The sequence below is a fragment of the Rhizobium sp. LEGMi-198b genome (assembly GCF_054114205.1).
In genome coordinates this window covers 39,816-64,567 of sequence record NZ_JBSYVH010000005.1, presented here as the reverse complement: position 1 = coordinate 64,567, position 24,752 = coordinate 39,816, and the positions used below count along the sequence as shown (strand labels likewise).

The window sequence follows — 24,752 nt, the reverse complement described above, 5'->3', positions numbered from 1 at the left end:
CGCTGAGGCGCGTTCTCGGGAAGGACGCGCCGGGTCAAGGGCCGGCGCGTCCGTCGAAAGCGGCGGTTATTGGGCGGCCGCCACCTTCGATTCCTTGGCCTGAAGTTCGGCAAGCATCTGTTCGTCGGTCTTCATGATGCCGAAGTCGAGCAGCATGTCCTCGAGCTCTTCCATGGTGATTGGGGTCGGAACGGTCCCTTGACCCGAATTGGCATGAATCTTCTCAGCCAGTGTGCGATATTCTCCGGCCTGTTTGGAATCCGGCGCATACTGGATGACCGTCATTTTTCTGAGCTCGGCGTGCTGGACGATGTTGTCGCGCGGCACGAAATGGATGAGCTTGGAATTGAGCCTGGAGGCCAGGGCCTCGGCGAGGTCGACTTCGCGGTCCGTCTGGCGCTCGTTGCAGATCAGACCACCGAGCCGCACGCCGCCTGCATGGGCATATTTCAGGATGCCCTTGGCGATGTTGTTTGCCGCATAAAGCGCCATCATCTCGCCGGACATGACGATGTAGATTTCCTGGGCCTTGTTCTCGCGGATCGGCATGGCGAAACCGCCGCACACGACGTCGCCGAGCACGTCATAGGAGACATAGTCGACATTGTCGTAGGCGCCGTTTTCCTCGAGGAAGTTGATGGAGGTGATGACGCCGCGGCCGGCGCAACCAACGCCCGGCTCTGGCCCGCCGGACTCCACGCACTTGATGCCTTTATATCCGATTTTGAGCACGTCCTCGAGTTCGAGGTCTTCCACCGAACCTTCCTCTGCCGCTAGATGCAGGACGGTGTCCTGCGCCTTCGAGTTCAAGATGAGGCGGGTGGAGTCGGCTTTGGGATCGCAGCCGACGATCAGGATCTTCTGCCCGAGATCGACAAGGGCTGCGAGCGTATTTTGGGAGGTGGTGGACTTGCCGATGCCCCCTTTGCCGTAGAATGCGATTTGACGCAAATCTGACATGTTGCCTTCCTTCTTTCGTTCCATCCATCGCGGAGTACGGTCGGCAGCTCGCGCCGCCCGCCAAGAAGCGTTTCAAAACGCGTGCCAAGTTGACGGGCGACGTGGTGGGAAACTCTCTTGATTGTTTTTCAGCTATTTAGCCGCGCCAAACATGTGCGCGAACTGGACAAGCCTTTGTCGCGGGCCCGACAAATCGGACGCAAGGTGTCGCAGTAAACGGGTGCTGTCTGGAGATCGTTGGGTGTCGGAGGTTAGCAACGATCAACAGCAGGACCGAAGAACTTTCAAAATTGGAGACAATCCCACATCAAATCGTGCCAGTGGCGAAGCACCCGATTCTGCCTCGCAACAACGCTAAATCAGTTGAGACCCAACTGCTTGTCGCGCCGCATCATTGCTCCAGGGATCGAAAGCGGCATATCCATGCGGCGCGACACAGACGAAACTGATCAGACCAGCCTTGGCGATTTATGCGTTTTTAGACTGAGCGGTAAGCGCAGGGATCCAGGCGAGCTGGCAATATTCTTGGTGGCCGGTCGCGGACAGGCTCACTTGCCCAATAGCTTGGAAGGTTTAAGTGCATCGCAGCCGCTTCAAGCGAGCCGGGCATTCATCCGGCATAAACTTTCGGACGATTGGGCTTCATTGCCGGAGCATCTTGACGTTCCGCAGTCGGCGGCGGAGCCATCCGGGCCGCCTCCCGAATTAATGTCTCCCGCATCCAAAGGCTTGCCGCATCGCTATTGTGAAGCGCGGGCCATTGGAGAGCCTCTGTCAATGTGGCGATCGGAAGCGGAAGCTCCATGATCCGTAGGGGTGTCATTTTCGCGCAATGCTGCGCCAGCCGCAGAGGCATTGTCCCTATACGGTCGGTACCCGACACCATGGGTGGGATCATGCTAAAGGATTGCACCATGATCTCGATACGTCGCTTGAAACCCCGCTCGCGCAAATACCACTCGTCAATGGCGGGCCGGCGGCTATTTCCAAACCTGACCGTAACATGACCCATCGACATGTATTGCTCGAACGTGAACGGCTCTGACAGCTTCTTGTTCGTAGTGCACCCTACGCACACGAATATGTCGTCGAACAGTGCCGCATGAGGATGCTTCGACATGAACACTTCCGGCATAATGAGAAAGTCGATGTCGCCGCGCTGGAGCAGCTCATCGAAGTCGTCTGAAACAGGGAGAAACTCGAAGCTGACGGCAGGAGCTTCCTTCGCCAAACGCTCCAGGACCTTTTCAAGAAACACGAGTGTGACGTAATCGGAGAGGATGATCCTGAAGCAGCGATCCGAATGAGCGGGGTCGAACGGTTCCCAGGCAATAACGGAGAGCTGGATATACAGCAATGCCTCCCGGACTGTCACGGCAAGCCTTTCGGCACGTGGCGTTGGGACAAGTTCACGGCCAACCATCGTGAAGAGATCATCGTTGAAATACGCCCGCAACCGCGCCACGGCCGCGCTCATGGCTGGCTGGCTGAGATTGATACTTCGTGCCGCCGCTGTAAGGTTGCGCTCGGTCATGAGGGCGTCGAGCACGACGAGGAGATTTAGATCAAGACCCTTGAAACGCATGTTTTCCTTCATCCACGGCGTGGAGGTATGCCATACACGCCATCGATCATCGTGCCCATTGAAAGGATATAAATTGGCCGAAATCAAGTAGATCGAGCGCGCATTTGCATGGGGTCGCCCGAAACGATCGAGTAAACAGTGTTGGAACTCTGAGGTCTAACCACATTGGGCGTGACAAACCCCTTAACCCGGCAACCCCTTAAGGCGCTCGTTAGACGGCAAGACGTCGAAACCTCCCAAGGCAAGCGCGCTTTCTTGGACAAAATTTCGGGCCAACCCGGCAGCTTGGCACAAGGGCTTCCACTCACGCAATCGCGGCAAAACAATCGCTTGATTCGACTACTAGCGAATATGGCAACACGTGCAGTTGCGGAACACGCTCCCGTGCAGGATCCGCTCAATCCCCACTCGTGAACGCCTTGGCGATCCGACATCCGGTGGGGGAGTCTTCAACAGGAAAATGCCGTAACGAAATGCCGGTCTCGATCGGCATCATGAACGGGTCTTAGTCCCTGAAATTGCGGAGCTGTTTCTTGATTTATCCATGTCGTAAATAAGCGTTATCTAAACAATAGATTTGCCAAACCTGTGGGGCATTGGAGTAAGGTCCCTATGTCCCCGACTTTGAACGTATTCGCCGAAACAAACTTTAGGGAAATTGATGTTCGGTCATGCAATCAAAGTCGGTGCTCCCGATTTCCGTTCATTGGGCTAGGTCCGACCGAGCCTAATGTGAAATCTGGTTTCCATAAGGGGAGCAACGACACATTCCCTTGAACGGATCCTCCCTGGATAAGACCAGCAAAGGCGGCGTGCGAGAGCATACCGCCTTTGCACATTCCGTCGGTCCGTCACTGGATTTCGTAGCATCAACAGGAACACGCTCAGTCGAGACTACACCGTATTGAGTCCAAGGTTCTTGCCCGCAGGAGGAACTTCTATCATCCATGAAAGGCCATCGAATGCTCAGCTCCGCAAACTCTAACCCGAAGGATCTCGAAACGATCTCGCGCAACGGCGGGGTATTTCGCCGGGTTGTGTCTCGAATACCAACCTATCTCACTGATATGCGGGAGAACCCGGCTTGGCTGCCAATGTTCCTGCTGGCACGCACGATGCCGTTCCGCAAGGCACATTGGCTGACCGCAAGAAAAGCGCCCCAGCAGGAAAGTCGCAAGCCCTCGATGTTTGGCGACCTCAAGGCAGAGGCGATCGCCGCCGAATTGAGAAAAAGTGGCCTATTTGCCGGATTGACGCTTCCCACCGCAATCCACGAGGAAATTGCCCGTTTTGGGAATGAGACTCCTTGCTTCGGCAATTTCGACCGAAGGTTTGACTTTTTGGCCAGCGACCATATCGAAGCCGAGCGGTGGTTTGGCCGGACGATACTGAGTGGCCACCATTACGAACGGGCGTTACGATGTGATGCTGTCGTTGCCGTTCAGCAAGACCCGCTGCTTCTTAACGTGGCAAGGCATTATCTCGGCGGCAATGCGAGATTGATCACCACGCGGACATGGTGGAGCTTTCCGACAAAAAATGCCTCGGATGCGGATCTGAGCCGCGCCTCCTTCAAGTTTCACTTCGATCTCGATGATTGGCGGATGCTGAAGTTTTTCTTTTATCTCTCCGACGTCGATGGCAATTCTGGCCCGCATGTCTACGTGCGCGGCAGCCACAACCGTCGGCGCTTGAAGCATCAATTGACTCTGCTCGTCGGCCATCCGGCGCGTGAGGTGTTGGATTTCTATGGCGAGGAAAATGCCATCACTTTGACCGGAAAAGCGGGTTCGGGTTTCGTCGAAGATCCTTTCGGCTTTCATATGGGTACCTTGGCAAATCAGAGGCCGCGGCTGATGATGGAGGTTGGATTTGGCGTCTCAAAGCCATCAAAGCGCCGTTTCCATGGAGAGCCGGTTCTTCGCTAGATGAGCAGCCGTTCAGGCGCCGATGCAATTACTGACAGAGCTCTATTTCGGCGATTGGAATACAATCCGACCGTCAAGCTGGCGGTCGTCGCCAGCCATCCCCTGCTGCCACGCGGCGCGACTTAGTGATCGATGATATCGCTGATGATGAAGGGAGTGCCTCACCGCTTCAAGTCGATCGGCTGCTTTCCTCAACAAGTCATGGACGTTCCGGAAAACCGATGGCATCGCGAAGGAAACTGTAACCGAGGGCGAGGAAGGCCGCCTGCTCGCGATTGTCCGAGCCGGCGCCATGACCGCCGACCTCAGTTTCATAGAAGTAGGCGGGGCAGCCGAGTGCCTGTAGCTTTGCAGCCATCTTACGTGCGTGCCCAGGATGGACGCGGTCGTCGCGTCTCCGGGTGGCGAGCAGGATGGGCGGGTAGGATTGCCCCGCTTCGGCCGTGTGATAGGCAGACATTTGACTGAGAAAGGCCCAATCCTCCGCCTTGTCGGGATCACCCTTTTCCTCAATCCAGCTCGCACCCGCGAGGAGCTTCGTGTAACGACGCAGGTCCAGAACGGGAACGGTGCAGAAGAGCGCGCCGAAACGCTCCGGATATCGAGTTAGCATGTTGGCGATCAGAAGACCGCCATTTGAGCCGCCCTGGGCAGCGATCCGTCCCGGACGCGTGACACCGCGTTGCACCAGGTCAGCGGCCACGGCGGCGAAATCGTCATGGGCAAGACGCCTGCCCGCCCTTCTTCCAGCCTCGTGCCACCGGGTGCCGAACTCGCCGCCGCCGCGGATGTTGGCCACCACGCTCGTGCCGCCGCGTTCCAGCCACAGCTTGCCTATCGCGGATTTGTAACGGGGCAGAACCGATTTGCCGTAGCCGCCATAGGCGGTGAGGTGAACCGGCGCATTTCCGTTTCCGTTCTCCGGACCAACTTGGGTATAGGGGATTATTTCACCGTCCGTCGAAGCCGCCTCATGACGCGTGACCACCAATCCGGATGCATCGAACTTGTCTGGATCGCGTTTCAGGACGACGGGGGCGCCGAGCCGCGGCGCTCCGTTGAGATTGAACAAGAGAAGCTGCGGCGGGGTCACTGGATCTTCAGCCGAGACGAGGATTTCTCCATTGCTCTCGTGAACTTCCGCATCTAACGGCCAGGCTCGAACGGTCGTCGCAGCCGGCATGGTGTCCAAGGTTCGGTGCGTCCAATCCTTTCGTCCGGGCGTGAACATAGCAAAGCGCGGGACGAGATTGTCGAGGAGGGATACCACGAGCTTTCCGTCATTCCAGAAGAAGGACTGCAGGGCGCACCTTTCGCCCGGTTCAAATAGCTTAGCGAAGCTACGCGCGCCGGCGATGAACGAGGACAGGGAGATGCCGAGCAGCGCATCAGCCGCATGGGTAGTCCCTCCGACCGTCCATGCGTTACGCAACTTCACAGCCAGCCAATCACCGAAGACGTTCCAGCTCGCATCTCGGGGAAGATCGATCTGGGTATTCGGACCGCTCCTGTCGCCGATCCAGCCGATTGTATCGAAAAAGGTCCGCTCGATGAACCAAACGCGTTCGCTTGCGGCGCTACGATCCAGATAGGCGAACACGACGATAGAGTCGGGACTCGCCTTGAAGATAACCGGCGCGGCGAGCGGATCCGAGCCGCGCGTCCATAACCGCACTGTGCGCGCATAGCCGGAGCGCGTGGCCATGCCATCGCCGAGAGCGATGGAAAGCAAAAGAGTGTCGTGATTGAGCCAGGCAATATTTCCTTTGGCCTCCGGGAGATTGAAGCCGTCGGCGACGAGGCTTCGCGTGGTTAGATCGTACTCGCGATGCTCGACAGCGTCGCTGCCACCCAGCGACAGGCGAAGGACGGCTCTTTCGCATCTTCCCGGTTCGATCGAGGCACCGTCCCATATCCAGTCCTTTCCCTCTGTCTTGGCGAGGTCATCCAAGTCGAGGACGATCTCCCACTCCGGCTCCGCCGTGATATAGGCGGCGAGCGTTGTTCTGCGCCACACGCCTCTCGGGTTTGTGGCATCTCGCCAGAAATTATAGAGGTATCGGTCCCGGCGCGTGATCCACGCAATCTTGTCAGGACGGTCGAAAATGCCTGCGAGCGTGTCGCGGTCTCCTTCGAACCGAGGCCCGCCAAAGCGCGCCAGCGTTCGCGCCGATTGCTCAGTAGCCCAATGCAAGGCTTTCTCGCCATCAATGTCTTCGAGCCAGAGATAAGGGTCGTCATCGGGCGCATTCAGTGTCGGGCGAGCATCGATACCAGTCATGTGCGAAAAACTCATAATCGAGAAAACTCCGTGGTGCGGGGAATTGGTAAGTCTGTGATGGCGGGCACCTGGCTCGGCGAGCTGGATGGTATTGCCTTCGCCCTGGTTTGGTGTTGCCGAGCCTCCGAGGTTGAGAAACAGGCGGCATATAAGTGGCTGTTTTAGCCGACCAAATGGATTCGGCCCCGCCAGAAATCGTTACCGCTCCGTGGCCGCTAGGCGATGACCCTCGCGAACCGAGCAATCGTCAGATGGCTCGGTCTAGGCTCGCGGAAAGCTCGCACAGAACTTGGGTCTGCACTCACATTCGCAGGAACAACCGTAGCTGGCGCCGCGAAGAAACGGGCGGTCCGCAATTTGGCGCCAAAAGCGCTGATCACCGCCGCACCCGCGCGACTTTTATCCGGCGAATTCGAAGCCCGGTAAGCACATGTCCGTTGAAATCCCAGCGAAGCTTCATTGGCGACTATTGATCGACGCCGTAATTATGACAATCGCCGCCAACTCGAGCAATCGAGCGTTCCGATGCCAGGCGGGGCAACGGTTCTTTCGAGCTGAATGCGGATCTGCGCCAGACTTGGCATGATACCTTTCTCCTCCATTTTATCGGATCGATGTCGTCACAGGTCGGCCGTTCCTGTCACCTCCTGGCAAGGGAACTTCAAAAGGCATGCCAGCTGCGCAAAGAACGTGAAATGACCCGCTATCCAGCGGTTTAGGCATGGATGCGCCAGTTGGCCGAACACGTCCGTGTCGCGGACGGAACAAACCCGACAGTATTCCCCCGGATCAAACAACAACGCCAAGACTTATTGAAGTTTCAGGCGAGAGAGCGCCAATTCATCCCAGACCTGGTGATCGTGCCGATCAACCAGAAAGCGGTAAGACCGGGCGAAGCTGTCACGATTGATCGGTGGCCGGGGCGCTGGTCGGCACGCTGTTTGCCAGTTGAGCCTGGGGCAGCCAAAGCGACAAAGCTGGTCGGCTGCTATTGCGACATTGGATTCTATAAAATGAACCCACAGGAGGAGCGGCAGCGGATGACATGCATTGTCGGTTTAATCAGCGACGCATCTGTTCACATCGGGGGCGACAGCGCTGGTGTGGCCGGCTATTCGCTTACCGTCCGAGCCGATCGCAAAGTTTTCCGCAACCAGGACTTTCTCTTCGGGTTTACCTCTTCGTTCAGAATGGGCCAGCTATTGGCACATTCCTTTAAGCCGCCCAAAAGAGATCCCGAAACGGATGTCTATGCCTTCATGGTGACGGATTTCGTCGACGCGCTTCGCCAATGCTTGAAAGATGGCGGCTACGCACGGCGGCAGAACGAAGCTGAGCGCGGCGGCACCTTCCTCGTCGGCTATGCCGGAAGGCTCTTCAGAATTGACGATGATTACCAGGTTGTTGAGCCGGTCGATGGATTTGACGCCTGTGGATGTGGTCAGCAAATAGCACTGGGCGCGCTCTTTGCATCATCAAGCTCTCCGCCCCGCGAAAGGTTAGAGATGGCTCTCAACGCCGCCGAGCGTTTTTCCGCCGGGGTGCGCGGCCCGTTTCACTTCGAGACTCTTAATCTGGCTCCATGATGATGGTCGCTGCTATAATTGATTGTGGCGAGTTCGCTAAAGTCTAAATCGCCGTTTCTTCAGGCCCGAGGTCCGTATCCTCAGCGAGGGCCCGTTCGCCGTGAAGCGAGATCTCGACTTCGATCTATCCGAACGACTCATCATAAAAATTACTTCGTGATCTCGGAAAGCAGTTATCCCGTCATCGCGGGTGCATGACCGAGTGACTTGTTGACAGCCGGGATGATCTTGTCTCCCCAGAGTTCGATTTGCCGCAGCATCGCCTGATGATCGAAATCGCCCAATTGGCAATGAATTGCGATCTGGGAGGGTTTCAGCACACTGATCTCTTCCAGCAGGCGATCGATCACCCGGTTCACACTGCCGATTGGTAGATTGTCGCGCATCGTTTGAAACGAGAGGTCCTGCTGGGTCGGGGTTTCCTGCAGCAGGTAACCGTCCTCACTTTGTTGACGGCGCTGATGAAGCGCCTCAGATAGCCGACGCTGGAAACGGGCGTTGTCGAGATAGCTGTTGATCGCCGTCTCATTGTCGCTGGCATAGCAACAACGTAACAGCGAAATCTTGGCGTCCGTAACAGTCTTACCTTTTGACAGTGCTGCGTTCTCGATGCTTTCGCGCAGCTTGCGCAACGTGTCCAAGCCATCGTGGAATGCTGTGACGAAAAGATTGTGTCCCTCGCGATAAGCACGGCCCATGTTGTATCCGGACGCCGTGGCGATCCAGATCGGGGGGGTCGGCTTCTGGATAGGCCGCACCGAAATCGCCGTCGGAGGTACCTTTATATATTGGCCATCGTGCTCAAAAATCTTTTGCTTGAGGCCCTTGAGAACGATGTCCAGATATTCCGAACAAATGGACGGCGCCTCATCGATTTCGACACCGAAGCGGTCAAACTCAAACTGCTGATATCCGGAACCGACGCCAAGCTCCAGGCGACCGCTCGAAACGATATCGGCGAAACCTATCTCGGAAAGCAGACGTTGTGGTTGATAAAGCGGCAATACGCAAACACCAGTGCCGAGGCGAATGGAGTTCGTCCGGCCGGCACAATGGGCAACCATCATCAAGGGCGATGGAACCAGGCTATAGTTGTTGAAGTGGTGTTCGGCAAACCACGCGGTGTTGAAGCCAGCTTGCTCCGAAAGGACTGCCTGTTCGATTGAGTTGCGGATGATGCTGGCGGGCGATTGATGATAGCCCCGCTGGGAAGCAAGGATGAAGGTCGCGAATTCCATAGCGTTTCCTCATTAACATTGGGCCCGTCGGCAAATGGCCGATGGCTACGTGTCGTGGCCTCGGTCCCGATCCGCCTTTTTTCGGTATTCGAGGTTTCGAGACAGATCGCTTGCCGTTCGCCGGCCGCAAGCGCTCCCTCAAATTGTCAAATTCGATGATCTCTCGCATCCCATCTGGCACATGGTGTCATTTTCGATCTCCCGTGAATGTTCTGATCGTGGGAGGATCCAATATCGCCCGACTTTCAGCCGTTGCCGACGTAGAGGGTCGAACCGTTGATGTATGAAGCATCTGGCGAAGCTAGAAAAAACGCGGCGTTTGCCATGCCTTCGAACTGCCCACCGCTACGGGCCGGGTTGCGGCGGCTGTTCGCTTTCCGTGCACTATCAGGTGTGTGAATGAAGCCAAGAGCAATCGTCGCAGTTCGGATGCCAACCGGCCCGAGTTCGGCCGCCATGCAGCGAGTCAGCATTTCCAACCCCGCCTTTGATGCGCCATACGCATGGCGCTGGGCAATCGTCAGGGAACGGTTAATTGATCCGATGTTCAGGATTACCCCGTCTGGCCGCATCGTCTTGATAGCCTCACGCGCGCAGGTGAAGGCACCGGTGAGGTTGACATCGATGACGCGCGCGATCTCGGCAGGCGTTTGCTCAACTCCCGACTCGCAGCTGTCGGGCCAAGCGGTACTGTTGACGAGGACCTCAAGCCGCCCGAACCGCTCCCGCACATCGTCGAACAGTGCTACCACCTCCGTTTCACTTGAGATGTCCACGGATTTTCCCATGTGCTCGCCGCCGAGGGATTTTGCGAGCTTCACCGCTGCGGCGCCGTTTATGTCTGCAATTACGACGGTATCGCCGTTTGCTGCAAAGCGGCGAACAACGGCCGCGCCTATGCTGGTCGCGCCGCCCGTCACGAGAACGATCCGCTTATTGGTTGATTGTGGCGGGCGGGAAAGCTCGGCTAGTGGTATTTCGCTTACTCGCGGGTGCGCGTCGCCGGGCTGGTTGAAGGACATCCACCCCCCATCAATTGTCAGCACCGTGCCGTTGATGTAATGCGCATCCGGGCTGGCGAGAAACCGCACGGCTCGCGCAATTTCGTCCGGACGCGCCATCCGCCCCATCGGCACACGGCTACGCACCGCCGCCAAGTTCGTCTGGCCCGCGCGTTCCAATTTCGCAACCATCGGCGTGCGCACATAGCCGGGCGCCACTGCCGTCACGCGGATGCCAAGCGAAGCCAACTCGCAGGCGAGCGATTTCGTAACCGAGATAAGGCCCGCTTTCGAAGCAGCGTAGGCGTTGCGTTTTGGATTGCCAATTATGCCCGCCATCGAGGCGACGTTGATAATCGCAGCACCTGGCTGCATCCGCCGCGCCGCTTCGCGAGCCATGAGGAAGGGCCCGATCAGGTTTACCGCCAATGCGCGTCGGAAGTCATCGATGGGGGTCTCAGTGGTCGCGGCCATGCTGGGTCCCATCGCCGCATTGTTGACAAGAACGTCGATGTGGTCGAACTGCGCGTCGATCCGCGCATAAAGGGCAAGGATATCTTCTTCCCGCGAGACATCGAATTCAAGCCCGAGATCCGCCGCGCCGAAACCGCGAGCCAGTTCAAGCACGCCGCTGTCCGGGAGGTCTGCGGCAACAACTATGTCCCCGACAGCGAGATGAGCGTCGACGAGTGCGCGGCCGATCCCGCCTGCAGCGCCTGTAATGATGACGACGCGTCCTTGCTGTTTCATGAGGAATTCTCCTGACCGTTTCCCAGACCATGTTTTCCGGACAACCACCCCGGCATGGCAGTAGATTGAGAGGTCCATTCGGCCACCGACGAAGATTTAAAACCGCTCATCACCGAGGTGTTTTCGCAATGTGGATCAGTTCTTCACGTTTTTGAAGAAAACGACGGTTCACGAGCGCGTAGACCGGATCGGCCGGATACGATGCCCCGATCGGCTGCCGGAGACCGAAACGCTCCGTCTCGGAGGTCACTGGCGCGGTCTGTTCCTCGAACCAATCGTAGACGACGGTCCGCTCGGCAATGCGCCACTCACCTTCTCTTTTCTGAAACAGATCGCAATAGCGGCCACACAAGAGAACCTGACGTATCGTCCTCGCGCCGTCCGGTCCCCGCTGCAGCGCAGTGAAGTAACTCTCGACGGCAGCCTCCGCCGGATCGATGAACTCAATCAGAACGTTCGTGATCTGATGGATATTGCGCGGTTCGGTCTTGAAGACACTCAGCGCGAACTCTATGAGCCCCTCGGCGGAGCCGGAATAAGCGCCGTGATTGTCATGCGCATCGGGCCAGTACGCACTGCGCAGCGCCGCCTCGTCTGCCCGATCTATCCCGCGACAGTATCGATAAAGACAGTCGCGGATCGCCTCGCGATCAAGTAATTCGGTAATTTGTTCGTGGCACATCGCTTTGTCGCTAATTCCAGGTTGGGAAGAGGCATTCGTGCATTGATCGACGCGGCAACGACGCCAGGATGTTCGTAGCCGGCGGACCATCGAGGAGATGCTGCACTTTGCACCTGGTACGGGGTGGCCCGGCAATATGCTTCCCATCTATCAAACCGTCGTTTGGCTCAAGATCCGTAACTGCGCTCGGCCGCGGTTGAAAGTTATCGGGGATTTGGCCCCTCAGACCGTTCGCTCTCTTGGCTTCCATTGTTCTCTTCTTCGACGAAATCCATTTGACGATTTGATATGGTCCACCTCCCCTCCTGCCGACCGGTACCGAATAATTATTTACCGGTCGGCATCGCCGTTACAGGCCCCACCACTTTCAAAGACAAATACTTTCAAATCTCATGCCAACGCGACTGGCATCGCCGGACGAGATGTCTTAGCGGCTTGATTTCAACTGCTTACGTTGGGAGCAGCGAGATTGACTTAACGAAGGCTGTGTCGGGCATCTGACAAATTGGACAGTGTTTGCGCTTGAATCTCCATAACGCGTTTTATCGCCTCTTTGAGACGTTTCGCTGTCCTCAGCCCTCGGGAAGAAACATGGACAAAGCTTTTGCCGGCTCCTTCTGCAAGGTTGGCACGGTTTTTGACGTTGTTCCGACGCAGTAAGAGCCGCCGACCCATATTTCTCTCGTTGGTCGCCGCATGGAACGCGGGATCATGGAGGCCTGCAGCTAAATGAAGAGGCCCGTCAGTTTGAGCGTCGCGGACAAAGATGGAAGGTCGCGGCACGTTCGAGACTTCTGCAATATCGATCGGCGAAGAATTGCGGAGAAAATGGTGGAAGAGAGATGTTTGGAATGCGACGAAACTTCTCGACGTTAGGTTCAACGTAATCGAGCTTGCTCCCCAAATGGCGTTGAACGGATGCAGTTGTACGCTGCGGGGTTTCATAAAGTCTCAGTTTCGCATCGGAATCTGACATCGAAGATCCCTGCAAACGCTCATGTGGCCTACACAGTGGAAGGGCGAGGTCCAGACATGTTCACCCAAAGTCTTCCCCCATGCGGCTTTTCCATAGTTGTGAAGTTCGGCGGGAGCCTCATGCATGATCTGTCGGCCTGTAGGACGGCTGTCGCGGAACTCGAGCGCTTGGTCCAGCGTGGACATCGAATTTTAGTAGTTCCCGGCGGGGACTTTCACGACAAGGCGATGGAGCGTGTTGACGACCTATATGCTCGGGCACCGGTTTCGACCCGTCACGCGTGCGCTCTTGTCCAAGATCAGAAAGGAAATTCGCTGGCCAATCGTGCTTTCTCTTCGAAACTTGTTCCCTCTGCAACATTGAGCGAATGTCGGAGCCTGGCAAAGGTTGGCAAAATTCCAGTTCTGCTTCCGTCGCGCATGCTCCCCACGACGGATTCGGTTGAATGGGGTTGGGACATTACGTCCGACGCTGTGGCCGCGTGGATTGCGTGGGTAACCAACGCTCCTTTATTGGCAATGCTGACCGACGTAGACGGCGTCTATCGAAATGGGGCAACTCACAATCCGGAGGCGTTCATCGAGGAGATAGATGCCCATGATCTTGCGGAGCTTGGTCATGCGCCAGTCGATGCTTGTGCGGCCCATTTCATGTCCTTGCGAGGCGCTTCGGGGGTTGTTATCAACGGCACGCATCCAGACCGGCTCCGTGATTGGACCGAGGGAAAGCATGTGAGAGCGACCTACATCACCACATTTCGCTACAAAGAAAGCGCCCCATCACGTTCGGCTTAGTCAATGACATTGCCGGCGTCAAACGGCCTCATCATGGTTCCTTCCTCCGGCACGTTCTTTCACAATATCGCCATCGATCACAGCAACGGCGGCTCTGGATCCTCGAAAGGCTCAATGATATCGGGCCGATCATTTTTCGGTGAACCGACGTCCTTGCCGATCGGCCACATGGTCATAAGCTCGCTCGGGAACGGCCTCATCAGGTCATAAGGATCGGGCTCCGCTGACAACCAGCGCTCATAGTCTTCCGGATGCAGCACGACCGGCATACGGTCATGGATCTGCGCCATCATTTCGTTGGGTGCACAGGTGATGATCGCAAACGTCTTCTCGTCGAGACCGGTATCGCGATTGCGGCGACTGGACCAGATGCCGGCGAGGGCAAAGGGCTCGCCCGACTTCATCGCGATCGCATAGGGCTTCTTGTTCTTGCCCGTGCCGTAGATGTCCTTCCACTCGAAAAAGCCATTGATCGGCACCAGGCAGCGCTTCGACTTGTAGGAATGCTTGAACATGCCGCTGGTCGAGATGCCTTCGGCCCTGGCGTTGACCATCGGCCGGCCGGCGTCCTTTGCCCAAGCCGGAATGAAGCCCCAGCGCGCCAACGCAAAAACTGGACCCATGACGTCCGGCTCCCGCACAATCTCCCTGACGATAATCGGATAGTCTTGCTGTGGTGCGCCGTTGTAGCGGGGAAAGCGGTTCGCCAGCCCTTCGACATCACCGGGACCGGCAAAGGCGAAATTGTCCAGCAACTCCCGCAAGGATGATCGGATATAGACACGTCCGCACATGGCTAAGCTGCCTCCTCCCGTCAAGCCCCATGATCGCTTCATAGCATGTTTCGACGCGACAGGCTGCCTCGCAGGAGCTCCGTTCCCATCGGCCAACTGAGTTCATTTCACTTGGCTGTGTCCTCGGGCTTGTTTCTTTCTCGAATTTTCTTCGCGAGCTTTTGATAAGTCTCTCTCAAATCGATCATCACAAATGAGCCAATACCGAACAGTAGGGCGACCGCACCAATGTAAACTCGCATGACTTCATGCTTGGACGGTTTACAGAAGAACTGGATTTTGAACACCTCTTGATCGAGGTAATTCGCAGTCACAAAGATCGCCATATCCGGCGCTATGCAGCCCTTGCCGGCCGATGCGCCGCACCGGGTTTTTCGCCGGGCTTCCAGCAATTTTGCAAGAGACGGAGTTTTGACCACGCCGGCGACGGCAAGCGCCATGCAGGCAGAAGCGCTTGGACATATTCCATGCGCCTGGGTGCCCCTTCAGCCGGACCGATTCTAATTACGTGCGAGGATAGATATCTACTTCCGCCGAAGGCGGTTCACCATAACGCGGCGGGATGGTCGTCGACCGTCGCTACCTCCTGCCCAATCCGCCCGGCGCTTGCTTCGGCGATGATCCAGTTGCAAGCGGCCCGCATGCCTGCGACCGCGGCCCGCATCGCGTGATTGACCCAGATGACATTGGAGATCCCAGCCTCATGATGCACTGAAATGACTGTGCGGTAGTAGTTGGAGGGCGCAATTATGATCGGTAGCCGCTTCCACTCCTTTGCGAAGGTCAGAACCTCCTCCATTTTCGCCTCTCGCGAATGAATCAGGATTGCATCGGCGCCGGCGTTCGCATAGGCGTCCGCGCGCAACAGGGCCGCCTTGAGACCGTAACCGGCGATCAAGGCTTCGGTGCGGGCGACAAGCACAAGATCGTTTCCCGTCGTGTCCTTGATCGCCTTCAGGCGGCCGCAAAACACTTCGATATCGTCCAGCGGATGACGACGGCCGACAGAGGAATTCATTTTCTGGAAGCCCTTGTCATCGATGCACACACCAGATGCGCCATGTTGCAAAAGCTTTGCTGCCATCAACCGCGCGCTATTCATGCTCCCGAAGCCGGAGTCACCATCGGCCAGGATCGGCAGCCCGCTGGCATCCCCCATTCGTTCCACCACCTCCATCAGATGTATCCAACTTGCCTCCCCGACGTCGCGATAGCCGAGGCTCTTCGAAATGGACGGTCCAGACGCCCAGATGGCCTTAAAGCCCGCCTGCATGGCGATCAGCGCAGAAAGCCCATCATACGATCCCATCAGGTGCGTGAGGTTCGGCGAGGAAATCAGATCGCGGAGCGTTTTCGTCGGATCCTCAATCGCCCCAATGCTCTTTGGAACGAAAACCGTTTGATCCATGTCATGCTCCTTCGGAAATCTGCCGGTGCCAAGCGCAGCCAAAAGAGCAACGACGCAAGTTGCGTGCCGAATGGGCGCAAACGGCCGCGCTACACGACCTGTCCCGGCAGGCAGCCCAGGCATTGCGTTCCCTTCGTCCGTCTTCCAACATTCTTGTCCCGTTTCGAACATAAGAAGGTTGGCGAAGGGACACGCGCGAGAGAACCTAATCGTCCAATCGCGATGACCCCTCCCGAACTTTTAATCTCACTGGGACCGGACACGCGGCCGTCTTGCCGAAGAGCTGGAGAGCGGTACAGGTCTTAATCTGGAGATGGTCGAGAACAACTGCGACGCGTCGGTCGGCGCTGCAAGAAGAGATGTCTCGGCAAATCGTTGCCCCCAAAAGCGCGAGTACCGCGGCCACATCAAAGCCTGCCGGCGTGCGAGTTGAAGGATCTGACACGACTTTCTGGAACGTTTCTGTATTTTTCGAATATCGGACGCTTCCCGATAACGGGCGACCAACCGATGTCACCGCGGCGGACGTCATTCGAGGCTCGGATATCTGGGTCAGCGCCGTTGTTCGAGGCGCTCCTACTCATGCCAGGGCTCGGCGCAGAAGTAGAATAGCTCTCTACCCTCAAGGCAATGGCACGGTGCTTGCTAGACCAGTATCTCGGCTGAGATTGAATACTGCGGCCGTAATCGCAAAACAACGCGTCAATTGTCTATGAAGGAGCAATTGGATGACCAGCAAAAAGAAGGTTCCCTTCGTCACGTTCCGCACGCGTGTTCGCGACGAGTCCCTACCCGGACCGAATCCGTATCGCTGGAAAGACAAGACATCCGACGACTATTTCAGCGGCAAACGCGTCATCTTGTTTTCGCTGCCAGGCGCCTTCACCCCCACCTGCACCAACCAACAGCTACCTGATTTCGAAAGCCTTTATGGGGAATTTCAAAAAAAGGGCATCGATGAGATTTACTGTCTCTCCGTAAACGATGCGTTCGTCATGAACGCCTGGGGCAAGTCCGTAGGACTTCAGAACGTCAAGCTCATCCCTGACGGCTCGGGAGAATTTACCCGCAAGATGGGCATGCTCGTCACCAAGCACAATCTCGGTTTCGGAATGCGCTCTTGGCGCTACGCGGCGGTAGTCGATGACGGCGAGGTGGAGCAATGGTTTGAGGAAGAAGGCTTCTCTGACAACTGTCAAACCGATCCCTATGGCATTTCGTCACCGCAAAACATCCTGGAAACGCTGAAGGCCTCGGCCGCAGCATAAACATCGGAATCAAAGCCTCATAAAATGAAAATTCGCGCGACTAAGTACCAAGATCGATAGGGGTTTCGCTCTTAGGATGCAGTATTTAGCAAACCTTCTCCAGCGCCAAAGGCAATCGCTGGTTATTACGCCTCAGCTCATCCAATCTATTCGCTTGCTGCAACTGGCGCACGGCGAGCTGCATCAGTTCGTCGAACAGGAATTGGAGAAGAACCCGTTTCTGGAGCTGGCATCAAGCGACGGCATCGCTTCTGACGATGTCGTTTCGAGCTCGGAGAATAGGCCCGACATTGCCGCGCAGGAGGGCAAGGTTGATGCGCCTACACGGGTCGACGCTCCAGAGCCACTTGGAGAATGGAAATCAATTCGGAATGGAGCCAATGCTTCGTCAGAGCAACTCCCTGGCTTCGAGGAGTTTGCTGCTTCTACCGAAACATTGCACGACGATGTCGCCCGGCAGATCGCCCTCACTGCATTCACCTCTCGAGATCGGCTGATTGCCGGTGCGCTTGCCAATCATCTGGAAACCACTGGATATCTTCAGGTGGACCTATCAGAGCTGGCAGCATGTCTGGGTGTCCGCGAGGCTGAGGTTGAGCGGGTCCTCGCGACCTTGCAGCATTTCGATCCACCTGGAATCTTTGCACGAACTCTTCGCGAATGCCTCGAGATACAGTTGCGGCAGCGCGATCGGTTCGACCCTGCTATGGAAGCGCTGGTCGCCAATCTTGAGTTGGTTGCGCAACGCGACTTTCGCGCATTGAAGCGGCGCTGCGGCGTCGACGAAGATGACCTTCTCGACATGTTGCATGAGATCCGTACGCTTGACCCCAGGCCCGGAAACCGATTCCAATCGGGACGACCGGAGGCCATCATACCGGACGTTCGGGTCTTGCCTTCGAACGCAGGCGGGTGGCAGATCGAGCTCAATCCCGACATGCTACCCAAGGTGCTCATCAACCAAACCTATTTTGCCGAAGTCTCCCGTCTGACCGCGCATGATTCCAAAGATCAGGCATTCCTCAACGAATGCTTCCAAAACGCGAACTGGTTGGTTCGCAGTCTCGATCAGCGCGCCAAGACGATCCTTAAGGTAGCGACCGAAATCGTCCGCCAGCAGGATGTCTTTCTGGAACGCGGCACTGCCTATCTTCGGCCTCTCAATCTTAAAACTGTCGCTGACGCGATCGAGATGCATGAGTCGACGGTGAGCCGTGTGACTTCGAATAAATACATGCTCACCCCCCGCGGCGTGTTCGAACTGAAGTATTTTTTTACGGTCGCGATTTCCTCCTGCGAAGGCGGCGAGGCGCACTCGGCCGAAGCTATCCGCCATCGCATCAGGGCAATGATCGCCGCGGAAACGGAGGACAGTGTGCTTTCCGACGACAACATGGTCGCCCAACTTCGGGAAAGCGGCATCGATATAGCGCGCCGCACGGTCGCAAAATACAGGGAAGGAATGAATATCCCCTCTTCCGTTCAACGCCGCCGCGAGATGCGGGCGGGATTTGTATAGACGCCGACCAAAGCGCTGACGATCTCGCACAGCTCGCAGAAGCGACTTAGCGACGGCCTTCATCCGTTTCGGGGCCGAAGCATGTTTCGTAATCACCGCATTCCTGACAGCTCGGAGCGGCGCACAGCGAAAAACCTTCGGCCTCGCAGAGCTTGCGGTAAAGATACTTCTTCCACCTCATATTGTTGGTATTGCCAGCCGCCAGCGTCGGGAAATGCATGGCAAACAAACGCCCGAGCTCGGCCGGCTCAAGTAGTCCAAGGTCCTGCCAAAGATGGTCGTCGCGCAGGGCACGTCGGGCAATGATCTTAGCAAAGCGGGCACTGACTGGATCGTTGTGACGGGCATGCGAAAGTAGCAATTCACGCAGGAGCCCTTCCTCCGTACCGAGTTCCGGATCGCTCGCCTCTCCCGGAAAGAAGGCGTCGATGAGCTTGGCAGGAAAACTCCTTGTAAGGATGTCCCGCAGCTCGGCGCGAGAAAGGCCGGTCGCCTCTGTCGCCGACGCCTGGCCAGCTTCGATCTCCTCAAGCGCGCGCGAAAAGACGCAGGCAAGCGCATATTCGTCAAAATCCATCTCCAAGTCCATTCGCAGCCACTGCCCGGCCTTGGATGACTGCAAGTGTTGCCACCGATCAGACATTCGTGCTCCGCGACTGATGCCCTTGCCCCTCAAAACCTGGAACTGATGCAGATCTGACACGGCGCTTTTGCTCCTTCGTTTCATCGATCAAGGTCGCCTGCAGCATTGGCGGCCGTGACGAGAAACCTCCAAAAACCATGCCAGCGTGGTCCGACAAACAGCGTAGGCACAGGCCTTTCGGGGTTATTTGAGCGATGTGATGAGCGTGCAAATGCAGAGCGGCCAACGCCAAATGTCGGCTCATCGACAAACCCGACAGTCATCGTTGGTACTCAGCCCTTTCCCCGGTGCGCCTGCTAGGAACGTTCTCCCACCTGCGATAACGGCTGCGGCGTGGAATGGCGCGGTGATCCTTTGGTGGGATTCTCGCATTCACCAGTGACTGCCCTTTTTTGATGTTTGACGTTCAACGATGTCGGAGATGCGCATATTGCCACTGGAAGATCCGAAGGTTCCTCAAGTGTTTTTCTGTTTGGCACGGCACATGCAAGGTCATTTGCGAATTTTGCCGACGACCAACGAGAACGACATTTATGATCACGCTCACAGACAACGCCGTCGCCGCCATGAGGATTGCGCTCAGCCGAGCGGACGAGCCGGCCGAGGGCCTGCGCATCGCGGTCGAGACCGGTGGCTGCGCCGGGCTCAAATATAGGATGGGGCTTGAGAGCAGCTCACGCGAGGGCGACGCTGTCATCGAAACAGATGGGATCACGCTGTTCGTGGACGCGAGCTCTCAGCCACACGTCAACGGCATGACGGTGGACTTCGTTACACGGCTGGAGTCCTCAGGCTTTGTCTTCGACAATCCCAACGCAGCAGAGATGTGCGCTTGCGGCAAGTCCTTCGCCTGATCATCCCGAATTGGTGTGAAAAGTCATGCGGAAGTATCGCGACAAGCTCAAGAAATCGTCCTGCAATCACAAGGGCGCCCGCGGTCTGCAAACAGCCAATACTGAACGCGAGGTCGGCGCACGATCACCGCTTGCGTCGTATCTGGCGCAAAGTCGTAGCCGGATCCCGTCACAAGCGTCAAAGGTGTCGAGGAAGCGACTGTTGCGGTCCCTGCGGCGTTGTTCGTTAAAGGCCTCATCAGGTCAGAGACGATTTTGTCGGCGGGCACAAAAGAAGGCAGCGCGCTCGAGGTCACAGAAACATCTTTGTAACCGATGGTCATTTTCGATGGGATGTCGCCAAGGATCGAGGACGCATGGGGCTCGCCTGAAACATTCCCACCATAATCTGAGACTGCCAAATGACGTCGCTACAGCGAATTCGACCAATCGAACGCTGCCGCGATTGTTCTCGCTCCAGCGCTGAACGACGGAGACTATCGAGGTACTCCGCCAACTGAGGATCGCTTCCATGAGATCTGTCTATCTCGACAACAATGCAACGACGCGAGTCGATCCTGAAGTCGTACAAGCGATGTTGCCGTTCTTTACGGATCAATTTGCCAATCCTTCGTCCAGTCACAGTTTCGGCGCCTCGGCAAGTGCGGCGATAATGACCGCGCGCAAACAATTGCAAGCTTTGATCGGTGCGGAGTTCGAGCATGAGATCGTCTTTACGTCCGGCGGGACGGAAAGCGACAATGCAGCGATCCTGTCGGCGCTCGAGATCATGCCCGATCGCACGCAGATCGTGACGTCCGCAGTCGAGCATCCGGCCGTGCTGACGCTCTGCGCGCACCTTGAGAAGACGCGTGGCATAAAGGTGCACAGGATTCCAGTCGATCGGCATGGTCGCCTCGACCTGCGCACATACCGGGCAGCCCTCACCCCACATGTTGCACTCGTCTCGATCATGTGGGCGAACAATGAAACGGGCACGATTTTTCCGGTCGCCGACCTCGCTAAGTTGGCCAAGGAAGTCGGCGCTTTTTTCCATACAGACGCTGTGCAGGTGGTCGGCAAGCTTCCGATGAACCTGAAATCGAGTGCGATCGACATGCTGTCGCTCTCAAGTCACAAGCTGCATGGACCCAAAGGGATTGGCGCGCTTTGGGTAAAGCGCGGCGTACGCTTCGATCCGATGATCAAGGGGGGACATCAGGAGCGCGATCGGCGCGCTGGCACGGAAAATACCGCCGGCATCGTCGGGCTCGGCAAGGCCGCTGAACTTGCCTTGCGCTTCATGAACAAAGAGAACGGACGAGTAAGATCGCTGCGAGATCGACTGGAAAAAGGGCTTCTGCAGCGCATCCCAGATGCGTTCGTCACCGGCGATAAGCAAAAGCGGTTGCCGAACACCTCCAACATCGCCTTCGACCAAGTCGACGGTGATGGCTTGCTGCTTCTTCTTGACCGCTATGGCATTGCCTGTTCTTCCGGCTCGGCTTGCACTTCTGAGTCGCCGCAGCCGAGCCATGTCCTGACGGCGATGAACATTCCCGATATCTCGAGCCACGGGGTCATCCGGTTCTCCCTGTCGCGTGACAATTGCGAGGAGGATATCGACCGTGTACTCGATGTTTTACCCGGAATCGTCGGCACTTTGCGAGATGGTTCCTCGTTTGGGCCGACGCCGCCAAAGCGCCGAAGACCTTTGGCTTTTCTGAAGCCGCCGGAGACGGACGGAAACCCCTCATGACGCGGTTCGTATTTCTGACGACACGATTTGGCTTGACGGCACTAGGCGATGTTCGTCGCTTACGCGACGCAGAATAGTTCGGACTTGCCAAGCCGCTTGAGGCCATAAGCGCGAGGACTTTTCCTGCGAGGTTTTCGCGACCGCGGATTCATCGCATCGGACGCACCGCAGCGCATCGTTCCAACGGGGAGAATGTTATGAACAGTTATTGCAACGTCAGCCCAAGCAGCGATACGGCTGAAATCCTCGCGCGATTGAAAAATCTGTCGGCGGCGGAGGAATTTTTCGCGCTGCTTGACGTCGCCTATGATCCCAAGGTGCTTGACGTCTCGCGGCTTCACATCCTGAAGCGGATGGGGCAATACCTCGCCGAAGAGGATTTCTCCGATCTTCCGGAACAGGTGATTGCCGCCAGGGCACGCGCCATCCTTGAACGCGCCTACGAGGATTTTGCGACGTCCTCGCCACTTGCGCACCGTGTCTTCAAGGTACTCAAAGACCACAGTCCGGCCACGCCCGCCCGACCGGGTCACACCTTCGTTTCATTCGATTCCATCCTGAAGCATTTCGACAATGAATGAATGCGACATGGTTGTGGCTTGAACGATGTCGAGAAGCCGACAATAGCGGTTCCAGCGCGCGCAGATCAGAAGAAAAAGGCGGAATTTCAAACGGATGCGAAATTCAAAAGCGTTGGCACAGATAGTGCTTTGATGGACATGAAGCGCGAAACCCGCCATTCGAACAGCAGCTAGGAGACCACATGCACGTCGTAGTCTGTATCAAGCAGGTGCCGGACTCCGCTCAGATTCGCGTCCATCCGGTAACGAACACGATCATGCGCCAGGGCGTGCCGACCATCATAAATCCTTATGACCTATTCGCCCTTGAAGAAGCACTGCGGTTGCGTGACGTCCATGGCGGCGAGGTCACTGCGCTCACGATGGGCCCGCCGATGGCAGAGGATTCGTTGCGCAAGGCGCTTACTTACGGTGCGGATCGGGCGGTATTGTTGACCGACCGCTATTTTGCAGGATCCGATACCCTGGCGACTTCCTTTGCTTTGTCGCAGGCGATCGCAAAAATCGGCGAGACCTTCGGCGCCCCGGACATCGTCTTCACGGGCAAGCAGACGATCGACGGCGACACTGCCCAGGTCGGGCCGGGCATCGCCAAGCGCCTCGACCTCCTGCAACTCACTTACGTTTCAAAGATTTGCTCCCTCGATCTCGATGCGCGTGAAATTAAGGTCGATCGCCGTTCGGAAGGGGGGACGCAAATGCTGCATAGCAGGCTTCCCTGCCTCATCACCATGCTGGAAGGCACCAACGAAATTCGGCGCGGCTCGCTTGATGACGCGCTACGCGCTGCACGCAGTCAGATCGTAAAATGGAGCGCGGCCGACGCCGGCATCGAGGACCTCAGCAAATGTGGACTGCGTGGTTCGCCGACGGTCGTCAAACGCGTCTTTGCCCCGACAGCAAGGGTGGAAAAGGCGGAGCAAATCACCACCACCGATAAGGCGCTGAGCGATGTTGCCGATGAGTTGATTGTCGAAATCTTCTCTCGTCAGCCGGCGCTCGAACACGAACTCGCCTTCGACGCCAGCGCATAACGGCAAGGAGCCATGACGTTGACCGCAAATCAAGAAACACCGCCCCCTGCCGTCGGCCGCGCGGGTATGAAGAAAGAGCTGCCCGAGCAATTCAAGGACTACCGGCACGTTTGGGTCTTCATCGAAGTGGAGCGCGAAAATATTCATCCCGTCTCCTTCGAACTGCTGGGAGAAGGCCGCAAGCTAGCGGACAAGCTTGGCGTCAAGCTCGCAGGTGTCGTGCTCGGACCTCCGGGGGATGCCACGCAGCAGGCCATTGCAGAGGCGTTTGCCTATGGCGCCGACGTTGCCTATCTCGTGGAGCACCCCCTGCTCGCAGACTATAGGAACGAGCCCTTCACCAAAGCTCTGACAAATCTGGTTGCCACTTACAAACCCGAGATCCTGCTTCTGGGTGCGACGACGCTTGGTCGCGACCTTGCCGGTTCCGTGGCGACGACCCTGTTGACGGGGCTCACTGCGGACTGCACCGAACTCGATGTGGATGCGGACGGTTCGCTTGCCGCAACGCGGCCGACTTTCGGCGGCTCTCTATTATGCACAATCTACACGCTCAACTGCCGACCGCAGATGGCGACAGTGCGGCCGCGCGTCATGGCGATGCCGCAGCGCATGAACAAGCCGATTGGCTGCGTCATTCAGCATGGGGTCCCGATGCTCGAGGAGGAGATCGTCACCAAAGTCCTCGGGTTTCTTTCCGACGTGCAATCGACAAATTCCAATCTCGCCTATGCCGATGTGGTGGTGGGCGGGGGCCTTGGTCTCGGAACATCGGAGAACCTGAAGCTTGTAAAGAACCTCGCGCGGGTAATTGGAGCCGAATACGGCTGCTCACGGCCGCTGGTCCAGAAAGGCTGGATGCCGGCTGATCGGCAGATCGGGCAAACCGGCAAGACTATCCGGCCGAAGCTCTATATAGCGGCCGGGATTTCCGGCGCCATTCAGCACCGGGTTGGCGTCGGGGGGGCTGATCTCATTGTCGCGATCAACACTGACCCGAACGCGCCGATTTTCGACTTCGCCCACCTTGGCGTCGTGACGGATGCGATCCGCTTCCTGCCGGCCCTCACTGATGTTTTCACGCATCGGCTGTCGCCGCACAGTCGCGATAAGCTTGCGAATTAGGGGGACG

At 57.1% G+C, this 24,752-nt stretch carries 21 protein-coding genes; 10 read left to right on the top strand and 11 right to left on the bottom strand.

Going from position 1 to position 24,752, the window contains the following annotated elements; genetic code table 11:
• Positions 1 to 66: 66 nt before the first annotated feature.
• Both nifH and ACXHXG_RS19585 read right to left on the bottom strand, forming a co-directional pair.
• The gene (gene nifH / locus ACXHXG_RS19590; RefSeq protein ID WP_283054731.1) at positions 67 to 960 is read right to left on the bottom strand and encodes a nitrogenase iron protein; all 894 of its coding nucleotides are present in this window, start codon (positions 958 to 960) and stop codon (positions 67 to 69) included.
• A 610-nt stretch (positions 961 to 1,570) separates the two neighbouring features.
• Entirely contained in the window at positions 1,571 to 2,545 is a 975-nt protein-coding gene (locus ACXHXG_RS19585) for a LysR family transcriptional regulator (RefSeq protein WP_457900342.1), read from the bottom strand.
• Between the two features lie 962 nt (positions 2,546 to 3,507).
• Here ACXHXG_RS19585 and ACXHXG_RS19580 point away from each other — a divergent pair.
• Complete coding sequence (locus ACXHXG_RS19580; protein ID WP_457900341.1) at positions 3,508 to 4,473, top strand: phytanoyl-CoA dioxygenase family protein; 966 nt, start codon at positions 3,508 to 3,510, stop codon at positions 4,471 to 4,473.
• Positions 4,474 to 4,672: 199 nt separating this feature from the next.
• Here ACXHXG_RS19580 and ACXHXG_RS19575 read toward each other — a convergent pair whose 3' ends face one another.
• Positions 4,673 to 6,754, bottom strand: coding sequence for a prolyl oligopeptidase family serine peptidase (locus ACXHXG_RS19575; protein WP_457900340.1), 2,082 nt, complete (start codon positions 6,752 to 6,754; stop codon positions 4,673 to 4,675).
• Between the two features lie 734 nt (positions 6,755 to 7,488).
• On the opposite strand from ACXHXG_RS19575, the gene ACXHXG_RS19570 reads away from it, so the two are divergent.
• Positions 7,489 to 8,340: a hypothetical protein gene (locus ACXHXG_RS19570; protein ID WP_457900339.1), complete on the top strand. Its 852-nt coding sequence runs from the start codon at positions 7,489 to 7,491 to the stop codon at positions 8,338 to 8,340.
• A 173-nt stretch (positions 8,341 to 8,513) separates the two neighbouring features.
• Here ACXHXG_RS19570 and ACXHXG_RS19565 read toward each other — a convergent pair whose 3' ends face one another.
• The 4 genes from ACXHXG_RS19565 to ACXHXG_RS19550 form a co-directional block, all read right to left on the bottom strand.
• On the bottom strand, positions 8,514 to 9,578 hold the full coding sequence (locus ACXHXG_RS19565) for an LLM class flavin-dependent oxidoreductase (RefSeq protein ID WP_457900338.1): 1,065 nt from the start codon (positions 9,576 to 9,578) through the stop codon (positions 8,514 to 8,516).
• Between the two features lie 245 nt (positions 9,579 to 9,823).
• Positions 9,824 to 11,329 carry an SDR family oxidoreductase gene (locus tag ACXHXG_RS19560; RefSeq protein ID WP_457900337.1) on the bottom strand — a complete coding sequence of 502 codons (1,506 nt, stop codon included), beginning with the start codon at positions 11,327 to 11,329 and terminating at the stop codon, positions 9,824 to 9,826.
• A gap of 109 nt (positions 11,330 to 11,438) precedes the next feature.
• Entirely contained in the window at positions 11,439 to 12,011 is a 573-nt protein-coding gene (locus ACXHXG_RS19555) for a nuclear transport factor 2 family protein (protein ID WP_457900336.1), read from the bottom strand.
• A gap of 474 nt (positions 12,012 to 12,485) precedes the next feature.
• Complete coding sequence (locus tag ACXHXG_RS19550) at positions 12,486 to 12,956, bottom strand: hypothetical protein (RefSeq protein WP_457900335.1); 471 nt, start codon at positions 12,954 to 12,956, stop codon at positions 12,486 to 12,488.
• An 87-nt stretch (positions 12,957 to 13,043) separates the two neighbouring features.
• Between ACXHXG_RS19550 and ACXHXG_RS19545 the strand changes: the two genes are divergently transcribed.
• The gene (locus tag ACXHXG_RS19545) at positions 13,044 to 13,781 is read left to right on the top strand and encodes an amino acid kinase family protein (RefSeq protein WP_457900334.1); all 738 of its coding nucleotides are present in this window, start codon (positions 13,044 to 13,046) and stop codon (positions 13,779 to 13,781) included.
• A 77-nt stretch (positions 13,782 to 13,858) separates the two neighbouring features.
• Here ACXHXG_RS19545 and ACXHXG_RS19540 read toward each other — a convergent pair whose 3' ends face one another.
• The 3 genes from ACXHXG_RS19540 to ACXHXG_RS19530 all read right to left on the bottom strand — a co-directional run bounded on the left by ACXHXG_RS19540 (position 13,859) and on the right by ACXHXG_RS19530 (position 15,983).
• Positions 13,859 to 14,575, bottom strand: a complete 717-nt coding sequence (locus ACXHXG_RS19540; protein WP_457900333.1) for an SOS response-associated peptidase — start codon at positions 14,573 to 14,575, stop codon at positions 13,859 to 13,861.
• A gap of 107 nt (positions 14,576 to 14,682) precedes the next feature.
• Positions 14,683 to 15,015: a hypothetical protein gene (locus tag ACXHXG_RS19535; RefSeq protein ID WP_457900332.1), complete on the bottom strand. Its 333-nt coding sequence runs from the start codon at positions 15,013 to 15,015 to the stop codon at positions 14,683 to 14,685.
• Positions 15,016 to 15,119: 104 nt separating this feature from the next.
• Positions 15,120 to 15,983 carry an isocitrate lyase/phosphoenolpyruvate mutase family protein gene (locus ACXHXG_RS19530; protein WP_457900331.1) on the bottom strand — a complete coding sequence of 288 codons (864 nt, stop codon included), beginning with the start codon at positions 15,981 to 15,983 and terminating at the stop codon, positions 15,120 to 15,122.
• A gap of 728 nt (positions 15,984 to 16,711) precedes the next feature.
• Here ACXHXG_RS19530 and ACXHXG_RS19525 point away from each other — a divergent pair.
• Both ACXHXG_RS19525 and rpoN read left to right on the top strand, forming a co-directional pair.
• Positions 16,712 to 17,251, top strand: coding sequence for a peroxiredoxin (locus ACXHXG_RS19525; RefSeq protein ID WP_457900330.1), 540 nt, complete (start codon positions 16,712 to 16,714; stop codon positions 17,249 to 17,251).
• 76 nt (positions 17,252 to 17,327) lie between these two features.
• Positions 17,328 to 18,770, top strand: coding sequence for an RNA polymerase factor sigma-54 (gene rpoN, locus ACXHXG_RS19520; RefSeq protein WP_457900329.1), 1,443 nt, complete (start codon positions 17,328 to 17,330; stop codon positions 18,768 to 18,770).
• A gap of 46 nt (positions 18,771 to 18,816) precedes the next feature.
• Here the strand turns inward: rpoN and ACXHXG_RS19515 are convergent, their stop codons facing one another.
• Complete coding sequence (locus ACXHXG_RS19515; RefSeq protein WP_457900328.1) at positions 18,817 to 19,473, bottom strand: nitrogen fixation protein NifQ; 657 nt, start codon at positions 19,471 to 19,473, stop codon at positions 18,817 to 18,819.
• A gap of 473 nt (positions 19,474 to 19,946) precedes the next feature.
• Between ACXHXG_RS19515 and ACXHXG_RS19510 the strand changes: the two genes are divergently transcribed.
• The 5 genes from ACXHXG_RS19510 to ACXHXG_RS19490 all read left to right on the top strand — a co-directional run bounded on the left by ACXHXG_RS19510 (position 19,947) and on the right by ACXHXG_RS19490 (position 24,745).
• Positions 19,947 to 20,267 (top strand): HesB/IscA family protein, encoded by a 321-nt coding sequence (locus tag ACXHXG_RS19510; RefSeq protein ID WP_283060989.1) that lies wholly within the window; start codon positions 19,947 to 19,949, stop codon positions 20,265 to 20,267.
• Between the two features lie 511 nt (positions 20,268 to 20,778).
• Entirely contained in the window at positions 20,779 to 22,005 is a 1,227-nt protein-coding gene (nifS, locus tag ACXHXG_RS19505) for a cysteine desulfurase NifS (protein WP_283060987.1), read from the top strand.
• 197 nt (positions 22,006 to 22,202) lie between these two features.
• Positions 22,203 to 22,586: a nitrogenase stabilizing/protective protein NifW gene (gene nifW, locus ACXHXG_RS19500; protein ID WP_457900327.1), complete on the top strand. Its 384-nt coding sequence runs from the start codon at positions 22,203 to 22,205 to the stop codon at positions 22,584 to 22,586.
• A gap of 182 nt (positions 22,587 to 22,768) precedes the next feature.
• Entirely contained in the window at positions 22,769 to 23,620 is an 852-nt protein-coding gene (locus tag ACXHXG_RS19495) for an electron transfer flavoprotein subunit beta/FixA family protein (protein ID WP_457900326.1), read from the top strand.
• Positions 23,621 to 23,632: 12 nt separating this feature from the next.
• Positions 23,633 to 24,745, top strand: a complete 1,113-nt coding sequence (locus ACXHXG_RS19490) for an electron transfer flavoprotein subunit alpha/FixB family protein (RefSeq protein WP_283060984.1) — start codon at positions 23,633 to 23,635, stop codon at positions 24,743 to 24,745.
• Positions 24,746 to 24,752 lie beyond the last annotated feature (7 nt).

Coding starts and splice junctions, on each gene's coding strand:
- ACXHXG_RS19545 (WP_457900334.1), top strand. CDS start 13,044: ATGTTCACCCAAAGTCTTCCCCCATGCGGCTTTTCCATAGTTGTGAAG.
- ACXHXG_RS19530 (WP_457900331.1), bottom strand. CDS start 15,983: ATGGATCAAACGGTTTTCGTTCCAAAGAGCATTGGGGCGATTGAGGAT.
- nifH (WP_283054731.1), bottom strand. CDS start 960: ATGTCAGATTTGCGTCAAATCGCATTCTACGGCAAAGGGGGCATCGGC.
- ACXHXG_RS19535 (WP_457900332.1), bottom strand. CDS start 15,015: ATGGCGCTTGCCGTCGCCGGCGTGGTCAAAACTCCGTCTCTTGCAAAA.
- ACXHXG_RS19525 (WP_457900330.1), top strand. CDS start 16,712: ATGACCAGCAAAAAGAAGGTTCCCTTCGTCACGTTCCGCACGCGTGTT.
- ACXHXG_RS19490 (WP_283060984.1), top strand. CDS start 23,633: ATGACGTTGACCGCAAATCAAGAAACACCGCCCCCTGCCGTCGGCCGC.
- nifW (WP_457900327.1), top strand. CDS start 22,203: ATGAACAGTTATTGCAACGTCAGCCCAAGCAGCGATACGGCTGAAATC.
- ACXHXG_RS19540 (WP_457900333.1), bottom strand. CDS start 14,575: ATGTGCGGACGTGTCTATATCCGATCATCCTTGCGGGAGTTGCTGGAC.
- ACXHXG_RS19565 (WP_457900338.1), bottom strand. CDS start 9,578: ATGGAATTCGCGACCTTCATCCTTGCTTCCCAGCGGGGCTATCATCAA.
- ACXHXG_RS19495 (WP_457900326.1), top strand. CDS start 22,769: ATGCACGTCGTAGTCTGTATCAAGCAGGTGCCGGACTCCGCTCAGATT.
- ACXHXG_RS19555 (WP_457900336.1), bottom strand. CDS start 12,011: ATGTGCCACGAACAAATTACCGAATTACTTGATCGCGAGGCGATCCGC.
- ACXHXG_RS19575 (WP_457900340.1), bottom strand. CDS start 6,754: ATGACTGGTATCGATGCTCGCCCGACACTGAATGCGCCCGATGACGAC.
- ACXHXG_RS19560 (WP_457900337.1), bottom strand. CDS start 11,329: ATGAAACAGCAAGGACGCGTCGTCATCATTACAGGCGCTGCAGGCGGG.
- ACXHXG_RS19585 (WP_457900342.1), bottom strand. CDS start 2,545: ATGCGTTTCAAGGGTCTTGATCTAAATCTCCTCGTCGTGCTCGACGCC.
- ACXHXG_RS19510 (WP_283060989.1), top strand. CDS start 19,947: ATGATCACGCTCACAGACAACGCCGTCGCCGCCATGAGGATTGCGCTC.
- rpoN (WP_457900329.1), top strand. CDS start 17,328: ATGCAGTATTTAGCAAACCTTCTCCAGCGCCAAAGGCAATCGCTGGTT.
- ACXHXG_RS19550 (WP_457900335.1), bottom strand. CDS start 12,956: ATGAAACCCCGCAGCGTACAACTGCATCCGTTCAACGCCATTTGGGGA.
- ACXHXG_RS19580 (WP_457900341.1), top strand. CDS start 3,508: ATGCTCAGCTCCGCAAACTCTAACCCGAAGGATCTCGAAACGATCTCG.
- nifS (WP_283060987.1), top strand. CDS start 20,779: ATGAGATCTGTCTATCTCGACAACAATGCAACGACGCGAGTCGATCCT.